Raw genomic sequence first — 18,177 nt, forward strand, 5'->3', positions numbered from 1 at the left:
TCTGCATAAGCAATCACAGGATTAATGCAATTCCCAATACCGCAGCGCGGGTCTACGCCATGCCGCAGAAAAGGAGAGCTGACATGACCGCCATGACATTCTGGGACAGAGTTGCGCCCAAATACGCCAGATCGAAGATCAAGGATCTCGACAATTACCACCGCTCGCTGGAGCGGACCCGCAGCTATCTCAAGCCCACCGACCGGGTGCTGGAGCTGGGCTGCGGCACCGGCTCGACCGCGCTTCTGCTGGCAGACAACGTGGCCGAATACGTGGGCACGGATATCTCTGGCGCGATGATCGACATTGCCCGTGCCAAGCCCGACGCGCCAGACGGCTTGCGCTTCGTGCAAGCCAGCGCGGACGCTGCGATCGAGGGCGCGCCGTTCGACGTGGTGATGGGGTTGAACCTGTATCATCTGGTCGAGGATTTGGACGGCGCGCTGCGCCACGCCCACACGCTGACCAAGCCCGGCGGGCTGTTCATCAGCAAGACCGTGTGCCTGTGGCAGAAGCGCTGGTTCGTGGGGCCGTTGGTCAAGATCATGCAGCTGATGGGCAAGGCGCCCTTCGTGCATCTGCTGAAACAATCTGACCTCGAGACGCGCATCGAAGCGGCCGGGTTCGAGATCATCGAGACGGGCAATTACCCGGCGATCAGCCGTTACGTCGTCGCGCGCCGGTCTTAAAGAGCGGAGGTAACCCATGGGTTACCCATACTTAAGTGCTTGATGTTACTGGAAGTCTCGGAGCGCCGAAAAACGTTAGCTCTTTGTTAACGTTAAATTTTCCTGATCAGGCGAAGGCGTCCGGCTGCGCTTCGCGCGCCATGTGATCGAGCACGGCATTGACGAACTTGGGCTCTTTTCCCTCGGGGAAGAAGGCCCGGGCCACGTCGACGAACTCCACGATCACCACCTTGGGCGGGGTCTTGCCCGCGACAAGCTCCGCCCCCGCCGCCCGAAACAGCGCGCGCAGGGTCGGATCGATCCGGTTGATCGGCCATTTCGCCACCAGCGCCCGGTCGGTCATCTGGTCGATGCGCGCCTGCCCCGCCACAGCCCCTTCAAGCAGCGCGCGGAACGTGTCCATGTCGCCCTCGATCATCTCGTAGTCGTCGAAGACCTCGCCGAAACGGTGAGACTCGAACTGGTCGCGCACCTTGTCAATGGACTGGTCGCTATGCTCCATCTGGAACAGGGCCTGCACGGCATAAAGCCGCGCGGCGGAGCGCATGGCGCGCTTTTGGTTGCCGGAAAGTGTCATGTGCGGGTCATGCGATCTGGAAGCTTCCGTCATCATCATCGTTGCGACCGCCGGGCTTGAAGCCGACGCCCTTGCGCTGCGCGCCGTATTTGCGCTGCAGCGCGATCAGATGCAAGGCCGCCGCAGCCGCCCCGCCACCTTTATTTTGTCCGTCGGGATCGGCGCGGTCCTCGGCCTGCTTGCGCGTTTCGACCGTCAGGATGCCATTGCCGATATTGGCGCCCTGCAGGCCCAGCAGCATCAGCCCGTGGGAGCTGTCATTGCAGACCGTCTCGTAATGCGTGGTCTCGCCGCGGATGATGCAGCCGAGCGCCACATAGCCGTCAAAATTGCTTTGGCGGTGGGCGATGCGGATCGCGGGCGGGATTTCCAGCGCGCCGGGCACCTCGATCACTTCGACGCTCGCACCCGCCTTCTCGGCCTCGGCCCGTGCGCCCGCGACCAGATCATCGGCGATGTCCTTGTAGTAGGGCGAGATGACGAGGGCGAGCTTGACAGGCTCGTCGAATTTGGGCGTCTCGAGGATGTGGTGCTGCTCTGCGGTGGCCATGGCTCAGGCTCCTTTGATCGGTCGGGTGCCGGTGATCGACAGCCCGTAGGCATCCAGACCCACCACGTTGGGGGCGGGCGAATTGGTCAGAAGTTCAAGCTGGGACAGTCCCAAGGCGGCAAGGATCTGCGCGCCAAGCCCGTATTGGCGCAGGGTCTGCGGCGACTGCCCGCCCTCGGGGTCGATCTTCATCGCCGTATCGCGCAGCAGCACGACGACGCCGCGCCCTTCTTCTGCGATGGTCTTCATCGCCTGCGCCATCTCGGACGCGGGGCTGGGGCCAAGGCCCAGCACATCCTCTATCGGGTTGAGCGCATGCATCCGGGTCAGCACCGGCGCGTCCGTGGTCAGATCGCCCTTGGACAGCGCGATATGCTCCGCCCCTTGGGTGACATCAGAGAAGACGCGCATGGTCCAGTCGCCACCAAATTCCGACGTGACCAACTTCGCGCTTGTCTCGCGCACAAGATTGTCGTGGCGGCGGCGGTAGGCGATCAAATCGGAAATCGTGCCGATCTTCAGCGCATGTTTCTGCGCAAAGCTCACCAGATCAGGCAGGCGCGACATGGTGCCGTCATCATTCATGATCTCGCAGATTACCCCTGACGGGTTCAGCCCAGCGAGCCGGGAGACATCGATAGCGGCCTCGGTATGGCCCGCGCGGACCAGCACGCCGCCATCGCGCGCGCGCAGCGGGAAGACATGACCCGGCGTGGCAATGTCCTGCGGGCCTTTACCCGCGTCGATAGCCACGGCCACAGTGCGCGCGCGGTCATGGGCGGAGATGCCGGTACTCACGCCCTCGCGCGCCTCGATGGAGATGGTGAAGGCCGTCTCGTGGCGCGACGAGTTGTAGGAGGCCATCAGCGGCAGATCGAGCGCATCGCAGCGCTCCGAGGTCAGGGTCAGACAAATCAGCCCACGGCCGTGGGTGGCCATGAAGTTGATCGCCTCTGGTGTGGCCATCTGGGCCGGGATCACCAGATCGCCTTCGTTCTCGCGGTCCTCGTGATCGACGAGGATGAACATACGCCCGTTGCGGGCGTCTTCGAGGATTTCCTCGATGGGCGAAATGGCGTCGGAATAATCGGTCATGGCAGCAGTCCTTGGTTGGACTGCCAGATAGAGGCTTTGCGGCCCGTTGGAAAGGCCCTGCCCCGTGGGTCGTGGCGTCGCGCCTGTTTGAGCGCGCCTATTTGCCCGGGTCGATCTTGAGCCCTTTGTGCTTCGCCAGCGAGCGGCAATACTTGGCCCAATCTTTGAAATCCTCGGTGAAGACGACGGTCGCGCCCTTGTCGCGCCACTGCGTGGCCTTCTGGTCGATCAGGGCGGAGACGTCCTGGCCGGCTTCCGCATGGGCGGCGGCGTCCCAGTTGAGCGCGGCTTGCACCAAACGCTCACGACGGGGGCCGGGCGTTTCCATCTGGTCGGTCAACGCCCGCATGATACCGGCGCATTCGGCCATAGAGACGTAGATCGGCTGGCCTGCATAGGCAGGCGTCGTGGCGAAGATTGCCAGCGCGAGTGTACGTTTGATCATCAGGGGCTCCTTTCGGGTAGAGCCCCCTTGATGGCATAGGGTTGCGGCGAAATTAGGACGTGAAATAGGTATCTGACGGCACAAATCCCGCCAGCTTGCCCGCTTCCGACCAGTCGCGTTCCTGCGTCGTGTCGCCGATGACCAAGACGCCGTCGAGCGGCAGATTGGCCCCGCGTATGGGCGCCTGCACAGCCGCGCGCGTGTCGCTCCACCCTTGCGCGAAATGCGGCGCGCGGGCGGAGGTGATATCGATCCCCTGGGACGCCAACATCTGCGCGAGCGCGTCCGGGTCGAGCGGCATGTGCACCAGCGCCGCAAACTCGGCACGGATGGGCCGCAACGCGACTGCCCGTGGGCTAGGCTGCGCATCGCGCATCATGCGCAACGCATTGTTGGAGAACAGAAATCCCACCACATCGCGACCCGTTGATGCCCGCACGGATGCGTAGGTCTTGTAAGGCAGTCCCAGCGCCTTGGCGCGCCGCACCCGGCCCCGTAGCACCTCGATAGGCAAGGTCGGCAGCAGGTCCTTGCGAGCCCGCCCCCAGGCGTGTTTGCGAAAGGCGTAACCGCCCTCCATCGTGGGGCCGTTATTGTGGCCAAGCATCGGTTTTCTCATCGCATCCTCCAGCGGGGCCAAGGAAACCACGGATGCGCGGGCGATTACCAGAAAAACGTCGCTCTATCTGGGCAGATCGCTCATCTCAGCGGCGATTCAGTTGAAACCTTGGACAATGAGGTCGCTGCGCGCTCGGGATGGGCCGGATCAAGCCCATTCCTGCAGGCGGGCTACGTAGCGGGCAAGCGTGTCGATCTCGAGATTGATGCGGTCGCCGGTTTGCGTGTCGCCCCAATTGGTCGCGATCTTGGTGTGGGGGATGAAATTGACCCCGAAGCTGGTACGGCTGACCTCGTTGACCGTCAGGGAGGTCCCGTTCAGCGCGACCGAGCCCTTCGGGGCGATGAACTTCGCCAGATCTTCCGGCACCTCGAAAGTCACGCGGGTGCTGTCGCCCTCGTCGCTCATGTCGGTGACCTTGGCGATGCCGTCGACATGGCCCGACACGATATGCCCGCCCAGTTCATCGCCGAGCTTCAGCGCACGCTCCAGATTGAGCCGGGTGCCCTCGCGCCAGTCGCCGATATTGGTCTTGGACACGCTCTCGGCGCTGATTTGCACGTCAAAGAAGGGCGCGGTGTCGGTGCCGCGCTCGATCACCGTGAGGCAGACCCCGTTGCACGCGATGGAGGCCCCGATATCAATGCCGGCGGGGTCGTAGGCACAGGCAATGCGCGCGCGCAGATCGCCCTCCTGCTCCAGCCGGGTGACGGTGCCGATATCGGTGATGATGCCTGTGAACATGGGCGGGCCCTCCTGCCCCGGCACCTAGCGCGGGCATTGACGGATTTGCAAGGAATTTGGGCCACAGTGCTGCCGGAATCGCGCCTTACGCGCGCCGCAGCGGATGACTATTGGGTAGACGGTATGTAGTGATGGCCTGCGTATACGAGGACCGACCGAGATGACCCTGTCCGGCAAGGACAAGACCTTTCTCTTCCTGCAAGGACCCCATGGGCCCTTCTTCTACCGCTTGGCCAAAATGCTCGTGGCGGCCGGGGCGCAGGTGTGGCGCGTGGGCTTCAACAAGGGCGACGACGCGTTTTGGTTCTCCAACAAGACGTATCTGCCTTATCTTGGCACCCATGAGGACTGGCCCGCGCGGTTTGCCGAGATCGTTGCGGAAAAGCACGTCACCGACCTTGTTCTTTATGGCGACACCCGCCCCATCCATGCCGAGGCGGTCGCGCGGGCGGAACAGCTGGGCCTGCGGGTTCACGTGTTCGAGGAAGGCTACCTGCGCCCCTATTGGGTCAGCTATGAGCGCGGCGGCGCGAACGGGCACTCACGGCTGATGCAGATGTCGGTCGGCGATATGCGAGCGGCGCTTGAGGGGCTGGACCTTGACCTGCCCGATGCGCCCGCCCGGTGGGGCGACATGCGCCAGCATGTGTTCTACGGCATGGTCTACCATTACTTTGTCTTCCTGCGGAACTGGAAGTACCGCAACTTCAAGCCGCATCGCGCCATTGGCGTGACCAAAGAATTCCAGCTTTACCTCAAACGTCTCGTGACGATGCCCTTCACAGCTTTGGATCGCAGGCTCGCGACGTGGCGGATCAAGCATGGCGGCTTTCCCTATCATCTGGCGCTGTTGCAGCTGGAGCATGACGCGAGCTTCCAGCAGCACTCGCCCTTCGAGACCATGACGGACTTTCTGGAGTTGACGATCGAGGGCTTCGCGACGGGGGCCCCGACACATCACCATCTGGTGCTAAAGGCCCACCCGCTCGAAGATGGCCGGGTGCCCCTGCGGCGCGAAATCAAGCGGATTGCCCGGGCGCATGGCGTCAGCACCCGCGTGCATTACGTACGTGGCGGCAAGCTGGCGGGCCTGCTCAACACGGCCCGCTCGGCGGTCACCGTAAACTCCACTGCGGCGCAGCAGGTGCTGTGGCGCGGGCTACCGCTGAAGGTGTTCGGCGACGCGGTCTACAACAAGCCGGAATTCGTCTCGACCCAGAGCCTGCCTGACTTCTTCACCAACCCAACGCGGCCCGACAGCCGCGCGTATCGGGACTATCGGCACTACCTGCTCGAGACGTCACAAATCCCCGGCGGCTTCTACTCCGCCCGCGGACGCAGGCAGTTGCTGCGGCAGGTGGTCGACATGATGCTGGCCCAAGAGGACCCGTATGACGCTCTGACCGCAGGCACCGCCACCCCGCGCCAGCAGTTGCACGTCGTCAAATAAGCGCGCCAGCGGCGCCCCCAAAGCCCAGCTTGTCCTTCTTTGTTCCAAAAATACGGAAATTCCGGCGGCTCGCAAAAATCCCCGACGCTGCTTCGCTGCACATCTCGGCAGATTTGGAGCCCTCACCGCGTGTTAGCGCAAGATGTGGCGGGCTCGCGCGCCCCACTGCGCTTCGCGCGCCACACCCCCATCTGGGCCGCGCGCGGGGGGCTATCTTTTTTGCGCCAATTCGCTACAGCTAAAAGAAAAAACTGAGGCAGTTTTATAAATCGAGGAGGACACCAGTGAAAAAATTGGGTCCCAAAGCCACGAAAGTCGTGGCCTTTACGCTTGCAGCCGTGATGCTCGCATCTTGCGGCCTGCCGAAATCAGGGCCGGGCAAGCGGCAGATCTTTGCAGGCTCCGTTCAGCGCGAAGGCGACGCTTTCATCGTGTCGGTCAACAGCCGCGTGACGCAAGTCACCTCGGTGCAGCCCGTGCTGGGTTTCACGGACGGGTTCGTGAACGCAGGCGTCGTGGGCTCTGACACGATCCGGCCCGGCGACACGCTGGGTCTTGCGATCTGGGAAAACGTCGATGACGGGCTCCTGGCCGCCGAAGGTGCCAATGCGACCGACCTGAGCGAGGTTCAGGTCGATGGCGCGGGCTTCATTTTCGTCCCCTATGCGGGCCGCATCAAGGCTGCGGGCAACACGCCCGAGGCGCTGCGCCGCATCATCACCGGCAAGCTTGACGCTCAAACCCCCGATCCGCAGGTGCTGGTGCGCCGGGTGGCAGGTGACGGCGCGACCGTGTCGCTCGTCGGCGGAGTGGGCCAGCAAGGCCTCTTCGCGATTGAGCGTCCGACCCGCACGCTGTCGGCCATGATCGCACGCGCCGGTGGCATCTCGATCGAGCCCGAAGTGGCGCAGATCACCGTGATCCGCGGCAAGCACCGCTCGAAAATCTGGTTCGAGGATCTGTATTCCAACCCGAAATTCGACATCGCCCTGCGCCCCAACGACCGCATCCTGGTCGAAGAGGACAGCCGCGCGTTTACCGTTCTGGGGGCCACCGGCGCGCAGAACCGCATCGAGTTCGTGACCCAGACCCTGTCGGCCATCGAGGCCATCGCGCAGGTGGGTGGCCTGAATTCAAGCCTTGCGGACCCCACGGGCGTCTTCGTCTTCCGCAACGAGCCCGCAGAGATCGCCAATTCGGTGCTGGGCCGGTCTGATTTGCAAGGCACGCAGCGCTTCGCCTACGTGCTGGACCTCACCCAGCCCACGGGCATGTTCGAGGCGCGCGATTTCATCATCCGGGACGGCGACACGGTCTACGTGACCGAGGCCCCCTTCGTGACCTGGAACAAGACCATTTCGGCGCTGACCGGCTCGCTGCAGTCCGCCAACGCCCTCTCCTCAATCGGTGGCTCTAACTAAAATGGAGCCATCTGGCTCGGCCACTGATGCCGCGGACGGCTCCTCCCACCGTCCGCGGCTTTTTTATTTCAACGGGGGCTTCTTCACCCAAAAGCGTGTCCGCCGCATGCTGGAGCTTGCAGGCTATGATCTGCGGTTGGGAAAGCCCGGCCCGGACGATCTGGTCGCGGTCTGGGGCAAAAGCCCCACCTCGGGGCGTGGCGAGGCCGTGTCGGACAAGATCGGCGCGGGCCTGTTGCATGTCGAGGACGCGTTTCTACGCTCCATCCGACCGGGCCGCGATGGCGAGCCGCCGCTTGGGCTGACACTGGACCGGCAACGCCCCTATTTCGACAGCTCCGGCCCTTCTGATCTTGAGGCGCATCTGGCCACAGCCGCGTTTGACGACGCGCATCATCTGCAGCGCGCACGCGACGCCATGGCCCGGATCAAGGCGGCTAACCTGTCGAAATACAACGATTTTGACCCCAAGGCGCAAATCCCGAAGCCCGGCTACGTGCTGGTCATCGACCAGACGCGCGGCGATGCCTCGATCAAGCATGGCGGTGCCTCGGCGGATCATTTCCGCGAGATGCTGGTCTTCGCGCAGGAAGAACACCCGACCGCGCGCATCGTCATCAAGACCCATCCCGAGACAATCGCAGGCCACCGCAAGGGTCATTTTGGTCTGGGCGACGTGACCGAACGCATCTCGCTCTTTGAGCACGCAGCCCCGGTCTACGATCTGATGGAAGGCGCGATTGCGGTTTATACCGTTAGCTCCGGTATGGGGTTCGAAGCGGTTCTGGCCGGGCACAAACCCCACGTGTTCGGGCAGCCCTTCTATGCGGGCTGGGGGTTGACCGATGACCGGCAACCGATTGATCGCAGGCAGCGGACACTGACCCGCGCGCAGCTTTTTGCGGGTGTGATGCTCGATTATTGCCGCTGGTACGACCCCTATCGCGACCGGCTTTGCCCCCTTGAAGACACGCTCGATACCTTAGAGGCGCTCACCCGGGCCCACATGCAGGATCGGGCGGGTCATGTGGCCTATGGCATGCGGTTGTGGAAGCGCGGACCGATGCAAGCGATCTTCGGCGCAGGCCGCGCCGGGCCCGACGCCAAGGTCCAGTTTGCGCGCGATCCCGACGACGCCTTGATGGCCGCGCGCGACGGGTCCCTGCTTGTCTGGGCGGGCAAGGAGCCAGACGGCTTCGCCACCCGGGCGGAGGCCCAAGGCACGCGGCTCTTGCGGGTCGAGGACGGTTTCCTGCGCTCGCGGGGCCTCGGCGCTGATCTTGTCGCCCCCCTGTCGTTGGTCACCGATGACAGCGGTATCTACTACGACCCGACACGTCCCTCTCAGCTGGAGGCGCTGGTGACGCCCGGCGAAAACTTGCCCCCCGCCGCGCTGGCGCGCGCATCAAGGTTGCGCCGCCAAATCGTGAAACTGGGGGTCAGCAAATATAATCTTGACGGTGCCGCGCCAGAGTTCGATGCGGGCGGGCGCGACGTAATTCTGGTGCCGGGGCAAGTCGAAGATGACGCCTCGATCCGGCTTGGCACGAAAGAGGTCTGTGACAATGCGGCCCTTCTGGCGGCCGTGCGACGCGATTTCCCGGACGCCTTCGTGGTCTACAAACCGCACCCCGATGTCGAGGCCGGGCTGCGCGATGGCGACATCCCGGCCCCCGAGGCTGACTGGATCGCAGAAAGCGCCAATCCGCTGGCCCTGATCGCCCGCGCGGACCGGGTCTGCACGATGACGTCGCTATTGGGGTTCGAGGCCCTGCTGCGCGAGGTCCCCGTCACCTGCTACGGCGCGCCGTTTTACGCGGGATGGGGGCTGACTGAGGATCGTGGCTCGGTCCCGGCGCGACGCGGGACGGCAAGCCTTGATCAATTGGTTCATGCCAGCCTGATCGACTACCCGCGCTATTTCGATCCCGTGACGCGTCAGCCCTGCCCGCCGGAAATCGCCGTAGATCGGCTCGCCACGGGCACCTTGCCCCGCGCGGGTCTGGGCAACCGCTTGCTTGCCAAAGCTCAGGGCGCGTTTGCGTCCTATGCCCATCTCTGGCGGAGCGGATAGCGCATGCAAAAAGCCCCCGCCTGTTCAGGCGAGGGCTTCTTCTGGGTCCAGGGAGAAGACCGCGGGGAGACGTTACTTCACGATACGCTCGGCGGCGCTATCGTTGCTAAGCGCGAAGAAGCGCAGCACGTCGGAGGACGCTTTTGTGGCCACGTCGGCGGTCTTGTTGACCGACCGCTCGGCGGCGCTCTCATTGGCCAGCGCGCCGTTCAGCTGGGCGGCGAAGATGTTGCCGGTGGAGGTGTCGCGGATCACGCGCTCGGCGGCGCTGTCATTGCCAAGGGCGAAATGGGCGGCGGCGTTGTCGACCTGAGCGAAGGCAGGAGCGGCGGCGGACAGGGCGAGGATGGTTGCGATGACGGTTTTCATTTCGGTGTACTCTCTTTAGTTTTGAGGCCCTCTGCGGGGCGATGTGTGTGCGGCGTGTTGCCGTTTGATGAGATGAATATGAGCCATGCGCGGCCCTGCCTAAATGCTCTGAAATCCGAAAATACCCGCATTTCTGCGCACTCACGCACACACGCCCTCACCCTCGGACAAGACCGTCACGGGCGCGTGAGAATCCGCTCACATCGCGTGAGACCCGTCAGGGTTTCGCAGGAATCGGGGGTTGGCTCAGGTTCGGGTCCACACATGCGCGATGTCCGGACCGACGCGCGTCACCTCTTTCAAGGCAAAGCGCGGCGCATCCGAAAGGGCCGTAATTCCGAGGGGCGCGAGGCTTGGCAGGCCGTCACCCCCAAGCATTACACCGGCCGTGAAGCCGACGACCCGGTCGACAAGTCCCGCACGAAGCAGGCTCGCCGCCAAAAGACCGCCGCCTTCACACAGCAGCCGGGTGATCCCGCGCGCGCCGAGCGCTTGAAGCGCGGAGGCCATATCCAGCCCGGTATCGTCTTTTGGCACTTCGATCAGCTCTGACCCGCGCGCGTTCCAGAAAGCGCGCGCATCATCCGCAACATCTAGCCCGTGCAAGAGCCAAACCGGCGCGCCGCTGTCGTCTTCGGCCAATGGCCCCATCCGTGGCAGCTGCAATTCCCGGCTGACCACGATGCGCACGGGCGGGCGGCGCTCGGACATGGTGCGCAGGGTCAAGGCGGGCAAATCCTCGCGCGCAGTGTTACCGCCAACCATCACCGCGTCATGGCTTGCCCGCAGGGCCTGCACCGCCTGTCGTGCCGCGGGTCCGGTGATCCACTGGCTTTCCCCGCTTGCGGTGGCGATGCGCCCATCGAACGAGCTTGCGAGTTTCAACGTCACCATCGGCCGGCCTTGGGTGACGCGCGACAGGAAGCCTTGCTGATCGTCGCGGGCGTCCGCCTCCAATACGCGCGTGGTGACCTCGATGCCCGCCTCCCGCAGCATGGCAAGGCCCTTCCCGGCGACACGTGGGTCAGGGTCGCCCAAGGCCACGACAACGCGCGATACGCCCGCCTCGATCAGCGCCTGGGCACAGGGCGGGGTCTGGCCGGTATGGGCGCAGGGTTCGAGACTGACATAGGCGGTGGCGCCTGTGCAGTCCTCCGCGGCTGCAATCGCCATGGCTTCGGCATGGGGGCGTCCGCCGGGTTGGGTCCAGCCGCGCGCGAGCAAACGTCCGTCGCGCACCAGCACGCAGCCCACGGCGGGGTTCGGCCAGGTCTGCCCCAGCCCACGCCGACCCAGCGACAGCGCAAGCGCCATCCATCGCTGGTCCGCGGCGTGATCCATGGGTTAGTCGTCTTTGCCGACCGGCGGCCGCAGCTCGGAGACGAAATCCTCGAAATCATCGGCGGCCTGGAAGTTCTTGTAGACCGAGGCGAAGCGCACATAGGCGACGGTGTCGATCCGGGCCAAGGCCTCCATCACGATCTCACCGATCACGGTCGACTGAATGTCGGTCTCGCCCATGCTTTCCAGACGCCGCACGATGCCGGAGATCATCTGATCGATGCGCTCGGGGTCCACAGGGCGTTTCTGCATGGAGATGCGGATCGAGCGTTCAAGCTTGTCGCGATCGAAATCTTCGCGCTTGCCCGAGGACTTGATGACCACCAGATCGCGCAGTTGCACGCGCTCGTAGGTGGTGAAGCGGCCGCCACAGGCGGGGCAAAAGCGGCGCCGGCGGATGGCCACATGATCCTCGGCGGGACGGGAGTCCTTCACCTGGGTGTCTACATTTCCACAAAACGGACAGCGCATCGTCTTTTCCCTCTATCCTGCCATCTGGGTGTTTGTCCCCAGTTATCCACAGGCACTATAGGCGAGCCGCTAGGGTTTGGGTAGAGGGGAAATCGCACCCCCCACCCCTTGCGTGTGAACTCTTTGGCCGCGAGCGGCGTTAGTCGGCGACATCATGGATTGAAGGAGAACCGCAATGACCAAGACACTGTTTATCACGGGCGCATCAAGCGGCATCGGCGCCGCCACGGCCAAAGCCGCCGCAAAGGCGGGCTGGCGTGTGGGTCTGTTCGCGCGGTCCGAGGACAAGTTGCGCGCGCTGGCCGACGAGATCGGCGGCGCGGATGTCTATGTCGGCGACGCCACCTCCCGCGAGGCGCAGGTCGAGGCCATCGACGCTTTCGCCAAGGCCCACGGCCAGCTCGACGCCGTCTTCGCCAATGCCGGGCGCGGCACCTCGCAAGGGGGCACCGAAGGGGGCGATCCGGATGACTGGCAGGGCATGATTGATCTGAACATCATGGGCGCGCTCTACACTGCCCATGCGGCCCTGCCCCACCTGCGCAAGACAAAGGGGCAATATGTCGTGACCGGCTCCGCCGCCGGGCGCCGGCATCTAAGCGGGTCGATCTATGGCGCGACCAAATGGTTCATCCACGGCTTTGCGGGCAATCTCGCCGAGGAGATGAAGGACTGGGGCGGGCGTTGCATGGTTGTGGCGCCGGGCATGGTCGACACCGAATTCTTTGACGAGGCCAAGCCGGACAAGTTGAAACCCGAGGACGTCGCGGGCGCCGTTATGCATGCGCTCGACGCGCCAGAGCGCGCCAGCATCCGCGAAATTTTCCTGATGCCGACGAATTAGGGCGACAGATGCATCGCGACCTGCCGGTGATGCGGCCGGTCGCGATGCTCGAACAGGTAGATGCCCTGCCATGTGCCAAGCATCATCCGTCCCTCTGTCACCGGGATCGACAGGGACACCGGTAGCATCGCCGCCTTGATATGGGCGGGCATATCGTCGGGGCCCTCATAGGTGTGGGTCAGGTAGGACATGCTAGGATGGGTAGAGGGCGGCACAAGCCGGGTGAAGTAGTTTTGTAGATCGGTCTGAACCTCGGGGTCCGCGTTTTCCTGTATCAGCAAAGAGCATGACGTGTGCCGCATAAACAACGTCAGAAGCCCAGAGCTGGCTGCCTGAGCGTCGAGCCAGGATCGCACCTGCGTCGTAAATTCGTACAGACCGGGACCGTGGGTCGGGATCGTCAGCATGTAGGCTCCAGATATCCTTTGTAATGCACGATGAGTGGCCCCCAAGGCAGGGTCAAGCGCACGTCGAAGCGAAAGCGGCCCTGCGCGTCCGCGGTCTCGGACGTGGTGGAGACCGGGGTCATCCAGCGTGGGATAGGGAGGAGGCCGAAGGCTCTGCCGCGCGTCACCGGAAATCGAAGTGCGCCGTTTTCGACGTGAAGGTCGAGATCGAACAGAAGCGGGCCGAAGCGTTCGGTCATCTTCGTGCCGTCATAGCGCAGGGTTGAGCGGAATGTTTTGTGGCCCATTTCGCGGGTCCATGTCTCTGCGTCGCCATCTGCCTCTATCGTGACCTCTGCCGGAACGATACCGCCCCCGAGCGGGAACCCCCCGATATAGGCGGCGATCCTGGCGGGCAGAGATGTGGCGGTTTCGACCTCCGCCTCGCCCACGTATCGCGCAATATGGGCGGGTCGATGCAGGTCCTGCACCTGCGGGGCGAGCGCGCGGAAGTCATCGCCCAAGGCGCGCTCGAAGATCGGCGTGATGATGCGGTCGCGTCGCTCATTCCGCGCGCCGATCTTGTCGAGCTGCGCCTCGGCCCATTGGCGGGTGATCACGCCGATGGCCGGACGCGCGCCGGGCGCGCCCTGCCCCTTGAGCAGATCATCAAGCAAAATCATCACCGGCTGAACAGGCGTTTTCGGCCCGTTGCCATCGGGCAGGATCATGTCCCACACGCGCTCTTCGATCTGCCCCGCGTTGCGGCCAATGACCCGGACCCGCATCCCGCCCACATCGGTCCCCGCCTGGCGAAACAGGTCCGCGAGCCGCAGGAGCGGCCGGGCTAAGCGGTCGAGCCGCAGCCGGGTAAGACCAGCGATCGAGAGTGTGCGGTGGAACAGCCCCAACTCCAGCCCGGCGCGCGGAGTGACGGTCTGCGCGTCGAAGTGGTCGGCCAAAAGCCTGTCCGCCGTGTTCACAATCGCCGCGCGCCGGGGCGACACGGATTGCGTGCCGACCTTGAGCGCTACTTTTCGCGTCCGGCTCCAGCCGCGCACGGTCTCGTCACGCCCGCCGCGGCGAAGTCGAAAGGGCTGGCCCACCTGCCCCAGGATCGCGCGCATGACAGAGACGCCGCGCTTGGTCCGGTTGCCGGGCAGGATCGCCGTTTCGATCAATGCGATATCCTCTAGCCCGTCCACGAGATCTGCGGCAATCGAGGACGTGAGCGCAGGCGTTGTCGATGCGCCGGACCACGCGGTGACGCCCATATCGCACGCGACGTCGTCCTGGGTCGTGATCCCCGCGACGAAATCGGGGCTATCAGCAATGTCGAGATAATGCGCGCCTGCCGCGAGCACGGCTTTGGCGAAGGCGTATGGCTCCGCGCCGTAGGTCTGAAACGGCCCGGAACAGTCGACCACCGCGAAAGGCGCGAGCTCCATCAAGGGTTCAGGCGTGGCGCGGTCCATGACCAAAGCCGTCGCGCCCAATTCCTGGGCCAGCTGTTCCAGCGGTGCGGCGGTGCGACCCGCGACGATCAACTCGATATCCGGCCGCGCGGCGAGTTGGCGCGCCAGGTGCCCGCCAAACAACCCGGTCGCGCCGAGAACGACGACCTTAGCCAAGAAACCGTGCCTTTACATCCGGCGTCGGAACCATGCAGCTTTCCATGCGTCCGAAGACACTGTAGCGATTGCGCGCGATGCGATTGTAGAGCCAGTCGGCCAGCGGTCGCGGCAGGACGCGCACCAATCTTGCGGCCCGCCATATCCCGCCAAGCGATCCAACGGCGGCGGCGAAAGCGTCGAGCTTGGTGTAGATCACCCCGTCCATGATCACGACATTGGTGTCATAATCGGCGGATTTCAGGCCGAGATGGGCGTAGAGCGCCTCCCCAAGCTCTGACTGGGCCACGACGAACGAAAACCGCTCCGCCCGGTCGTGCTTCAACATGAACTTCAGGAACCCCGAACACAGCACGCAGACGCCGTCAAAGACGACCACGTCGCGCCCTTGCGTGAGCGCGGTCACGTGAGGGTCTGGAGCCAAGCGTGCCATGGACGAAAGGTAGGCCGGGCCGGGCACGCGCAGCATGTGGGGAGGTGTCGCAGGTCAGCTTTCGACCAGCGTCTTGAGGTTCGCCAAGCCGCGCTCGTAATCCGCGCCGACCCAGCCATCCATCATCAGCCCCATCCAGCGCCCGACCGGGCCCGCGCCCATGTCGACCTCAAGGCTCCAGGTGATCTCGGTCTTGCCGTCTTGTTCGAGCAAGACATGCCGCGCTGTGGCCAGCCCCATTTCGCCGAAGTCGAGCGCGCTCACAACGGTCGCGTTCTCGACGCTTTCGATAACCTCCATCGCGCCGTTGCCCACATTCGGATGATCGGACGCCCATTCCATGCGCGCACCAACTCCCTCGGCGATGGGGCCGAATGTCGTCTGAACATTGGGATCGATGCCAAGCCAGGGCGACCAGGCCTCGGTCGCCTTGAGGTTATTCACATGCGGAAAGACCGCGCGCGGCGGCGCGTCAATGACCGTGCTGCGCGACACCTCGACCTCGCGCGGAAGCAGCATGCCGATCAGGGCGAGCGCGAGGACAAGACCCGCCAAGCCACCGATGATCCATTTGAGAAGTCGCATGGAGTGCCCCCCGCTTGTCCGCGAAAGAATACTCCTGCGAGTTATTCATCCAAAGCATAAATTGTCGGGGGACATAGAGCAGCGATAGATCGCGGTTCGATCCGCCCCTAGTCGAACAGGCGGTCGCCCTGCGCGTCGATGATCTGCTTGGCCTTGCTCACGGATGCCTCCTGCGCCGCCTCCAGGCTTTGGAGCGTATCCGCGCGGATCAACGTGTGGACTCGGGTCTCGCCGTTGATCTCTTTCTCGATCATGGCGCCGATGCGGTAATTTGGGCCATCCTTCACAGGCTGTGGCGTGATGCGGAAGCCGCTGTATTCCTCGGCCGAAGGCCGGTTCGGGCGGCTTTCCCCGCCACCGAAGAGCTTTTTGAGAAATGACATGGCGCCTCACATCACAGGCACGCGCAGCGCGAGGCTGCGCGACCTACGTTTACTGGTCGAGGAAGCTGCGCAGCTTGCGCGAGCGCGACGGGTGCTTGAGCTTGCGCAGCGCCTTCGCCTCAATCTGGCGGATACGCTCGCGTGTCACGGAGAACTGCTGACCGACTTCCTCGAGCGTATGATCGGTGTTCATGCCGATGCCGAAGCGCATGCGAAGCACGCGTTCTTCGCGGGGTGTCAGCGAGGACAGCACGCGGGTCGTGGTCTCTTTCAGGTTTTCCTGAATAGCACTGTCGAGCGGCAGCACCGCATTCTTGTCCTCGATGAAATCGCCGAGCTGGCTGTCTTCCTCGTCGCCAATCGGCGTCTCGAGGCTGATCGGCTCCTTGGCGATCTTCATCACCTTGCGGACCTTTTCGAGCGGCATCTGCAGCTTCTCGGCCAGCTCTTCCGGCGTCGGCTCGCGGCCAATTTCGTGCAGCATCTGGCGACCGGTGCGCACCAGCTTGTTGATCGTCTCGATCATGTGGACCGGGATGCGGATCGTGCGCGCTTGGTCGGCGATGGAGCGGGTGATCGCCTGACGGATCCACCACGTCGCGTAGGTGGAGAACTTGTAGCCACGGCGGTATTCGAACTTATCGACGGCCTTCATCAGGCCGATATTGCCTTCCTGAATGAGATCAAGGAATTGCAAGCCGCGGTTCGTGTATTTCTTGGCGATGGAGATCACGAGGCGCAGGTTGGCCTCGACCATCTCTTTTTTGGCCTGACGGGCTTCTTTTTCGCCTTTCTGGACCTGCTGCACGATGCGCCGGAATTCGGTGATGTCGACGCCGACATACTGGCCCACTTGCGCCATCTCAGCGCGCAGATCTTCTACCTTTTCACGGGAGCGGTCGATGAGCGCGGTCCACCCGCGGCCAGTCTTTTCAGCGATGCGGTCGACCCAGCCGGGATCAAGCTCGTAGCCGCGGTATTCATCGATGAACTCGCGGCGGTTGATGCGAGCTTGGTCGGCCAGCTTCACCATGGAGCTGTCGATCGACATGATGCGGCGGTTGATGCCGTAAAGCTGGTCGATCAGTGCTTCGATCCGGTTGTTGTGCAGGTGTAGCGAGTTAACCATCTCGACGATCTCGGTGCGGAGCGCCTGATAGTCGCCCTCTTCCTTCTTCGAGAAGGTGTCGTCGTGGTTGATCGCGGCCGAAATCCGCAGGTCCTGCATATCAGCGAGCTTGGCGTAGTCGTCGGCAATCAGGTCGAGGGTTTCGAGCACGCGCGGCTTCAGCGCGGCCTCCATCGCGGCGAGCGACATGTTGGCCTGCTCGTCCTCGTCATCCTCATCGTCATCCTTGGCAATGGGGTTGCCGTCGGCATCGAGCTCTTGGGTCTCTTCGCCCTTCGTCTCGGAGGTGGCGGTCGGCGTGGCGGTGACGCTTTCCGTCTCTTCGCCCTCTTCGTCGAGTTGGTTGCCGAACGTCGTCTCAAGGTCGATCACGTCGCGCAGCAGAATGTCTTCGGACAGCAGTTCGTCGCGCCAGATCGTGATAGCCTGGAATGTCAGCGGGCTTTCGCAAAGCCCGGCGATCATCGTGTTGCGACCAGCCTCGATCCGTTTGGCGATGGCAATCTCGCCTTCGCGGGACAGCAGCTCGACAGAGCCCATTTCGCGCAGATACATCCGGACCGGGTCGTCAGTGCGGTCAAGGGTTTCCGTCGTGGAGCTGGCAAGCACCACCTCTTTCGGGCCGTCGGTCGCGACAACCTCTTTGGAGGTGCCGTCATCTTCGGCTTCTTCTTCCTCGATGATGTTGATGCCCATCTCGGAGAGCATCGACATCACGTCTTCGATCTGCTCGGAGGCCACCTGTTCGGGCGGCAGAACCTGGTTCAGTTGATCATAGGTGATGTAGCCGCGCGCGCGCGCCTCGGCGATCATCTTCTTGACGGCGGCTTGGCTCATGTCGAGCCCGGCTGCGGCGTCCTCGCGCTCTTGCGTCTGGTCGTCAGTATCTTTGGCCATCTACTGCTCCTTGCGGGTCGGCGAGGTGATTCGCACGCTCAGTA

20 protein-coding genes are annotated in these 18,177 nt (G+C 63.7%); 5 read left to right on the top strand and 15 right to left on the bottom strand.

The window, feature by feature from the left end; all coding sequences use genetic code 11:
* The first annotated feature begins 83 nt into the window (after positions 1-83).
* Complete coding sequence (locus C8N43_RS06650; RefSeq protein WP_107844852.1) at positions 84-689, top strand: class I SAM-dependent methyltransferase; 606 nt, start codon at positions 84-86, stop codon at positions 687-689.
* Between the two features lie 106 nt (positions 690-795).
* On the opposite strand, the gene nusB is transcribed toward C8N43_RS06650, so the two are convergent.
* The 6 genes from nusB to C8N43_RS06680 all read right to left on the bottom strand — a co-directional run bounded on the left by nusB (position 796) and on the right by C8N43_RS06680 (position 4,719).
* Positions 796-1,266 carry a transcription antitermination factor NusB gene (gene nusB / locus C8N43_RS06655; protein WP_107844853.1) on the bottom strand — a complete coding sequence of 157 codons (471 nt, stop codon included), beginning with the start codon at positions 1,264-1,266 and terminating at the stop codon, positions 796-798.
* Positions 1,267-1,273: 7 nt separating this feature from the next.
* Positions 1,274-1,816: a 6,7-dimethyl-8-ribityllumazine synthase gene (locus tag C8N43_RS06660; RefSeq protein ID WP_107844854.1), complete on the bottom strand. Its 543-nt coding sequence runs from the start codon at positions 1,814-1,816 to the stop codon at positions 1,274-1,276.
* A gap of 3 nt (positions 1,817-1,819) precedes the next feature.
* Positions 1,820-2,911 (bottom strand): 3,4-dihydroxy-2-butanone-4-phosphate synthase, encoded by a 1,092-nt coding sequence (gene ribB, locus C8N43_RS06665; protein WP_107844855.1) that lies wholly within the window; start codon positions 2,909-2,911, stop codon positions 1,820-1,822.
* Between the two features lie 97 nt (positions 2,912-3,008).
* Entirely contained in the window at positions 3,009-3,356 is a 348-nt protein-coding gene (locus C8N43_RS06670) for a hypothetical protein (RefSeq protein WP_107844856.1), read from the bottom strand.
* 52 nt (positions 3,357-3,408) lie between these two features.
* The gene (locus C8N43_RS06675; protein ID WP_146174173.1) at positions 3,409-3,975 is read right to left on the bottom strand and encodes a hypothetical protein; all 567 of its coding nucleotides are present in this window, start codon (positions 3,973-3,975) and stop codon (positions 3,409-3,411) included.
* 147 nt (positions 3,976-4,122) lie between these two features.
* Positions 4,123-4,719 carry a riboflavin synthase gene (locus tag C8N43_RS06680; RefSeq protein ID WP_107844858.1) on the bottom strand — a complete coding sequence of 199 codons (597 nt, stop codon included), beginning with the start codon at positions 4,717-4,719 and terminating at the stop codon, positions 4,123-4,125.
* A gap of 160 nt (positions 4,720-4,879) precedes the next feature.
* On the opposite strand from C8N43_RS06680, the gene C8N43_RS06685 reads away from it, so the two are divergent.
* The 3 genes from C8N43_RS06685 to C8N43_RS06695 all read left to right on the top strand — a co-directional run bounded on the left by C8N43_RS06685 (position 4,880) and on the right by C8N43_RS06695 (position 9,664).
* The gene (locus C8N43_RS06685; protein ID WP_107844859.1) at positions 4,880-6,169 is read left to right on the top strand and encodes a capsule biosynthesis protein; all 1,290 of its coding nucleotides are present in this window, start codon (positions 4,880-4,882) and stop codon (positions 6,167-6,169) included.
* Between the two features lie 341 nt (positions 6,170-6,510).
* Positions 6,511-7,590 carry a polysaccharide biosynthesis/export family protein gene (locus tag C8N43_RS06690; protein WP_107846269.1) on the top strand — a complete coding sequence of 360 codons (1,080 nt, stop codon included), beginning with the start codon at positions 6,511-6,513 and terminating at the stop codon, positions 7,588-7,590.
* A gap of 106 nt (positions 7,591-7,696) precedes the next feature.
* The gene (locus C8N43_RS06695) at positions 7,697-9,664 is read left to right on the top strand and encodes a capsular polysaccharide biosynthesis protein (protein ID WP_245912927.1); all 1,968 of its coding nucleotides are present in this window, start codon (positions 7,697-7,699) and stop codon (positions 9,662-9,664) included.
* A gap of 72 nt (positions 9,665-9,736) precedes the next feature.
* Here C8N43_RS06695 and C8N43_RS06700 read toward each other — a convergent pair whose 3' ends face one another.
* The 3 genes from C8N43_RS06700 to nrdR all read right to left on the bottom strand — a co-directional run bounded on the left by C8N43_RS06700 (position 9,737) and on the right by nrdR (position 11,845).
* Positions 9,737-10,033: a hypothetical protein gene (locus C8N43_RS06700; protein WP_107844861.1), complete on the bottom strand. Its 297-nt coding sequence runs from the start codon at positions 10,031-10,033 to the stop codon at positions 9,737-9,739.
* A 246-nt stretch (positions 10,034-10,279) separates the two neighbouring features.
* Positions 10,280-11,374, bottom strand: a complete 1,095-nt coding sequence (ribD, locus tag C8N43_RS06705) for a bifunctional diaminohydroxyphosphoribosylaminopyrimidine deaminase/5-amino-6-(5-phosphoribosylamino)uracil reductase RibD (protein WP_170114413.1) — start codon at positions 11,372-11,374, stop codon at positions 10,280-10,282.
* Positions 11,375-11,377: 3 nt separating this feature from the next.
* Positions 11,378-11,845, bottom strand: a complete 468-nt coding sequence (gene nrdR / locus C8N43_RS06710) for a transcriptional regulator NrdR (RefSeq protein ID WP_107844862.1) — start codon at positions 11,843-11,845, stop codon at positions 11,378-11,380.
* Between the two features lie 175 nt (positions 11,846-12,020).
* Here nrdR and C8N43_RS06715 point away from each other — a divergent pair, with 175 nt between their 5' ends.
* Entirely contained in the window at positions 12,021-12,689 is a 669-nt protein-coding gene (locus C8N43_RS06715) for an SDR family oxidoreductase (RefSeq protein WP_107844863.1), read from the top strand.
* Here the strand turns inward: C8N43_RS06715 and C8N43_RS06720 are convergent.
* From C8N43_RS06720 to rpoD, 6 genes are all read right to left on the bottom strand, one after another.
* Positions 12,686-13,096, bottom strand: a complete 411-nt coding sequence (locus C8N43_RS06720) for a secondary thiamine-phosphate synthase enzyme YjbQ (RefSeq protein ID WP_107844864.1) — start codon at positions 13,094-13,096, stop codon at positions 12,686-12,688. The two genes, C8N43_RS06715 and C8N43_RS06720, sit on opposite strands and share 4 nt — an antisense overlap.
* A complete protein-coding gene (locus C8N43_RS06725) occupies positions 13,090-14,706 on the bottom strand; it encodes a saccharopine dehydrogenase family protein (RefSeq protein WP_107844865.1) in 1,617 nt (538 codons plus the stop codon). The genes C8N43_RS06720 and C8N43_RS06725 overlap by 7 nt, the downstream gene beginning before the upstream one ends.
* Positions 14,699-15,139 carry a thiol-disulfide oxidoreductase DCC family protein gene (locus C8N43_RS06730; protein ID WP_170114414.1) on the bottom strand — a complete coding sequence of 147 codons (441 nt, stop codon included), beginning with the start codon at positions 15,137-15,139 and terminating at the stop codon, positions 14,699-14,701. The genes C8N43_RS06725 and C8N43_RS06730 overlap by 8 nt, the downstream gene beginning before the upstream one ends.
* Positions 15,140-15,193: 54 nt before the next feature.
* On the bottom strand, positions 15,194-15,724 hold the full coding sequence (locus C8N43_RS06735; RefSeq protein ID WP_107844867.1) for an SRPBCC family protein: 531 nt from the start codon (positions 15,722-15,724) through the stop codon (positions 15,194-15,196).
* A gap of 107 nt (positions 15,725-15,831) precedes the next feature.
* Positions 15,832-16,107, bottom strand: coding sequence for an HlyU family transcriptional regulator (locus C8N43_RS06740; RefSeq protein WP_107844868.1), 276 nt, complete (start codon positions 16,105-16,107; stop codon positions 15,832-15,834).
* Between the two features lie 49 nt (positions 16,108-16,156).
* Positions 16,157-18,133, bottom strand: coding sequence for an RNA polymerase sigma factor RpoD (gene rpoD / locus C8N43_RS06745; RefSeq protein WP_107844869.1), 1,977 nt, complete (start codon positions 18,131-18,133; stop codon positions 16,157-16,159).
* Between the last annotated feature and the right edge of the window lie 44 nt (positions 18,134-18,177).

Source organism: Litoreibacter ponti (assembly GCF_003054285.1).
GTDB classification, from domain to species: Bacteria; Pseudomonadota; Alphaproteobacteria; order Rhodobacterales; family Rhodobacteraceae; genus Litoreibacter; species Litoreibacter ponti.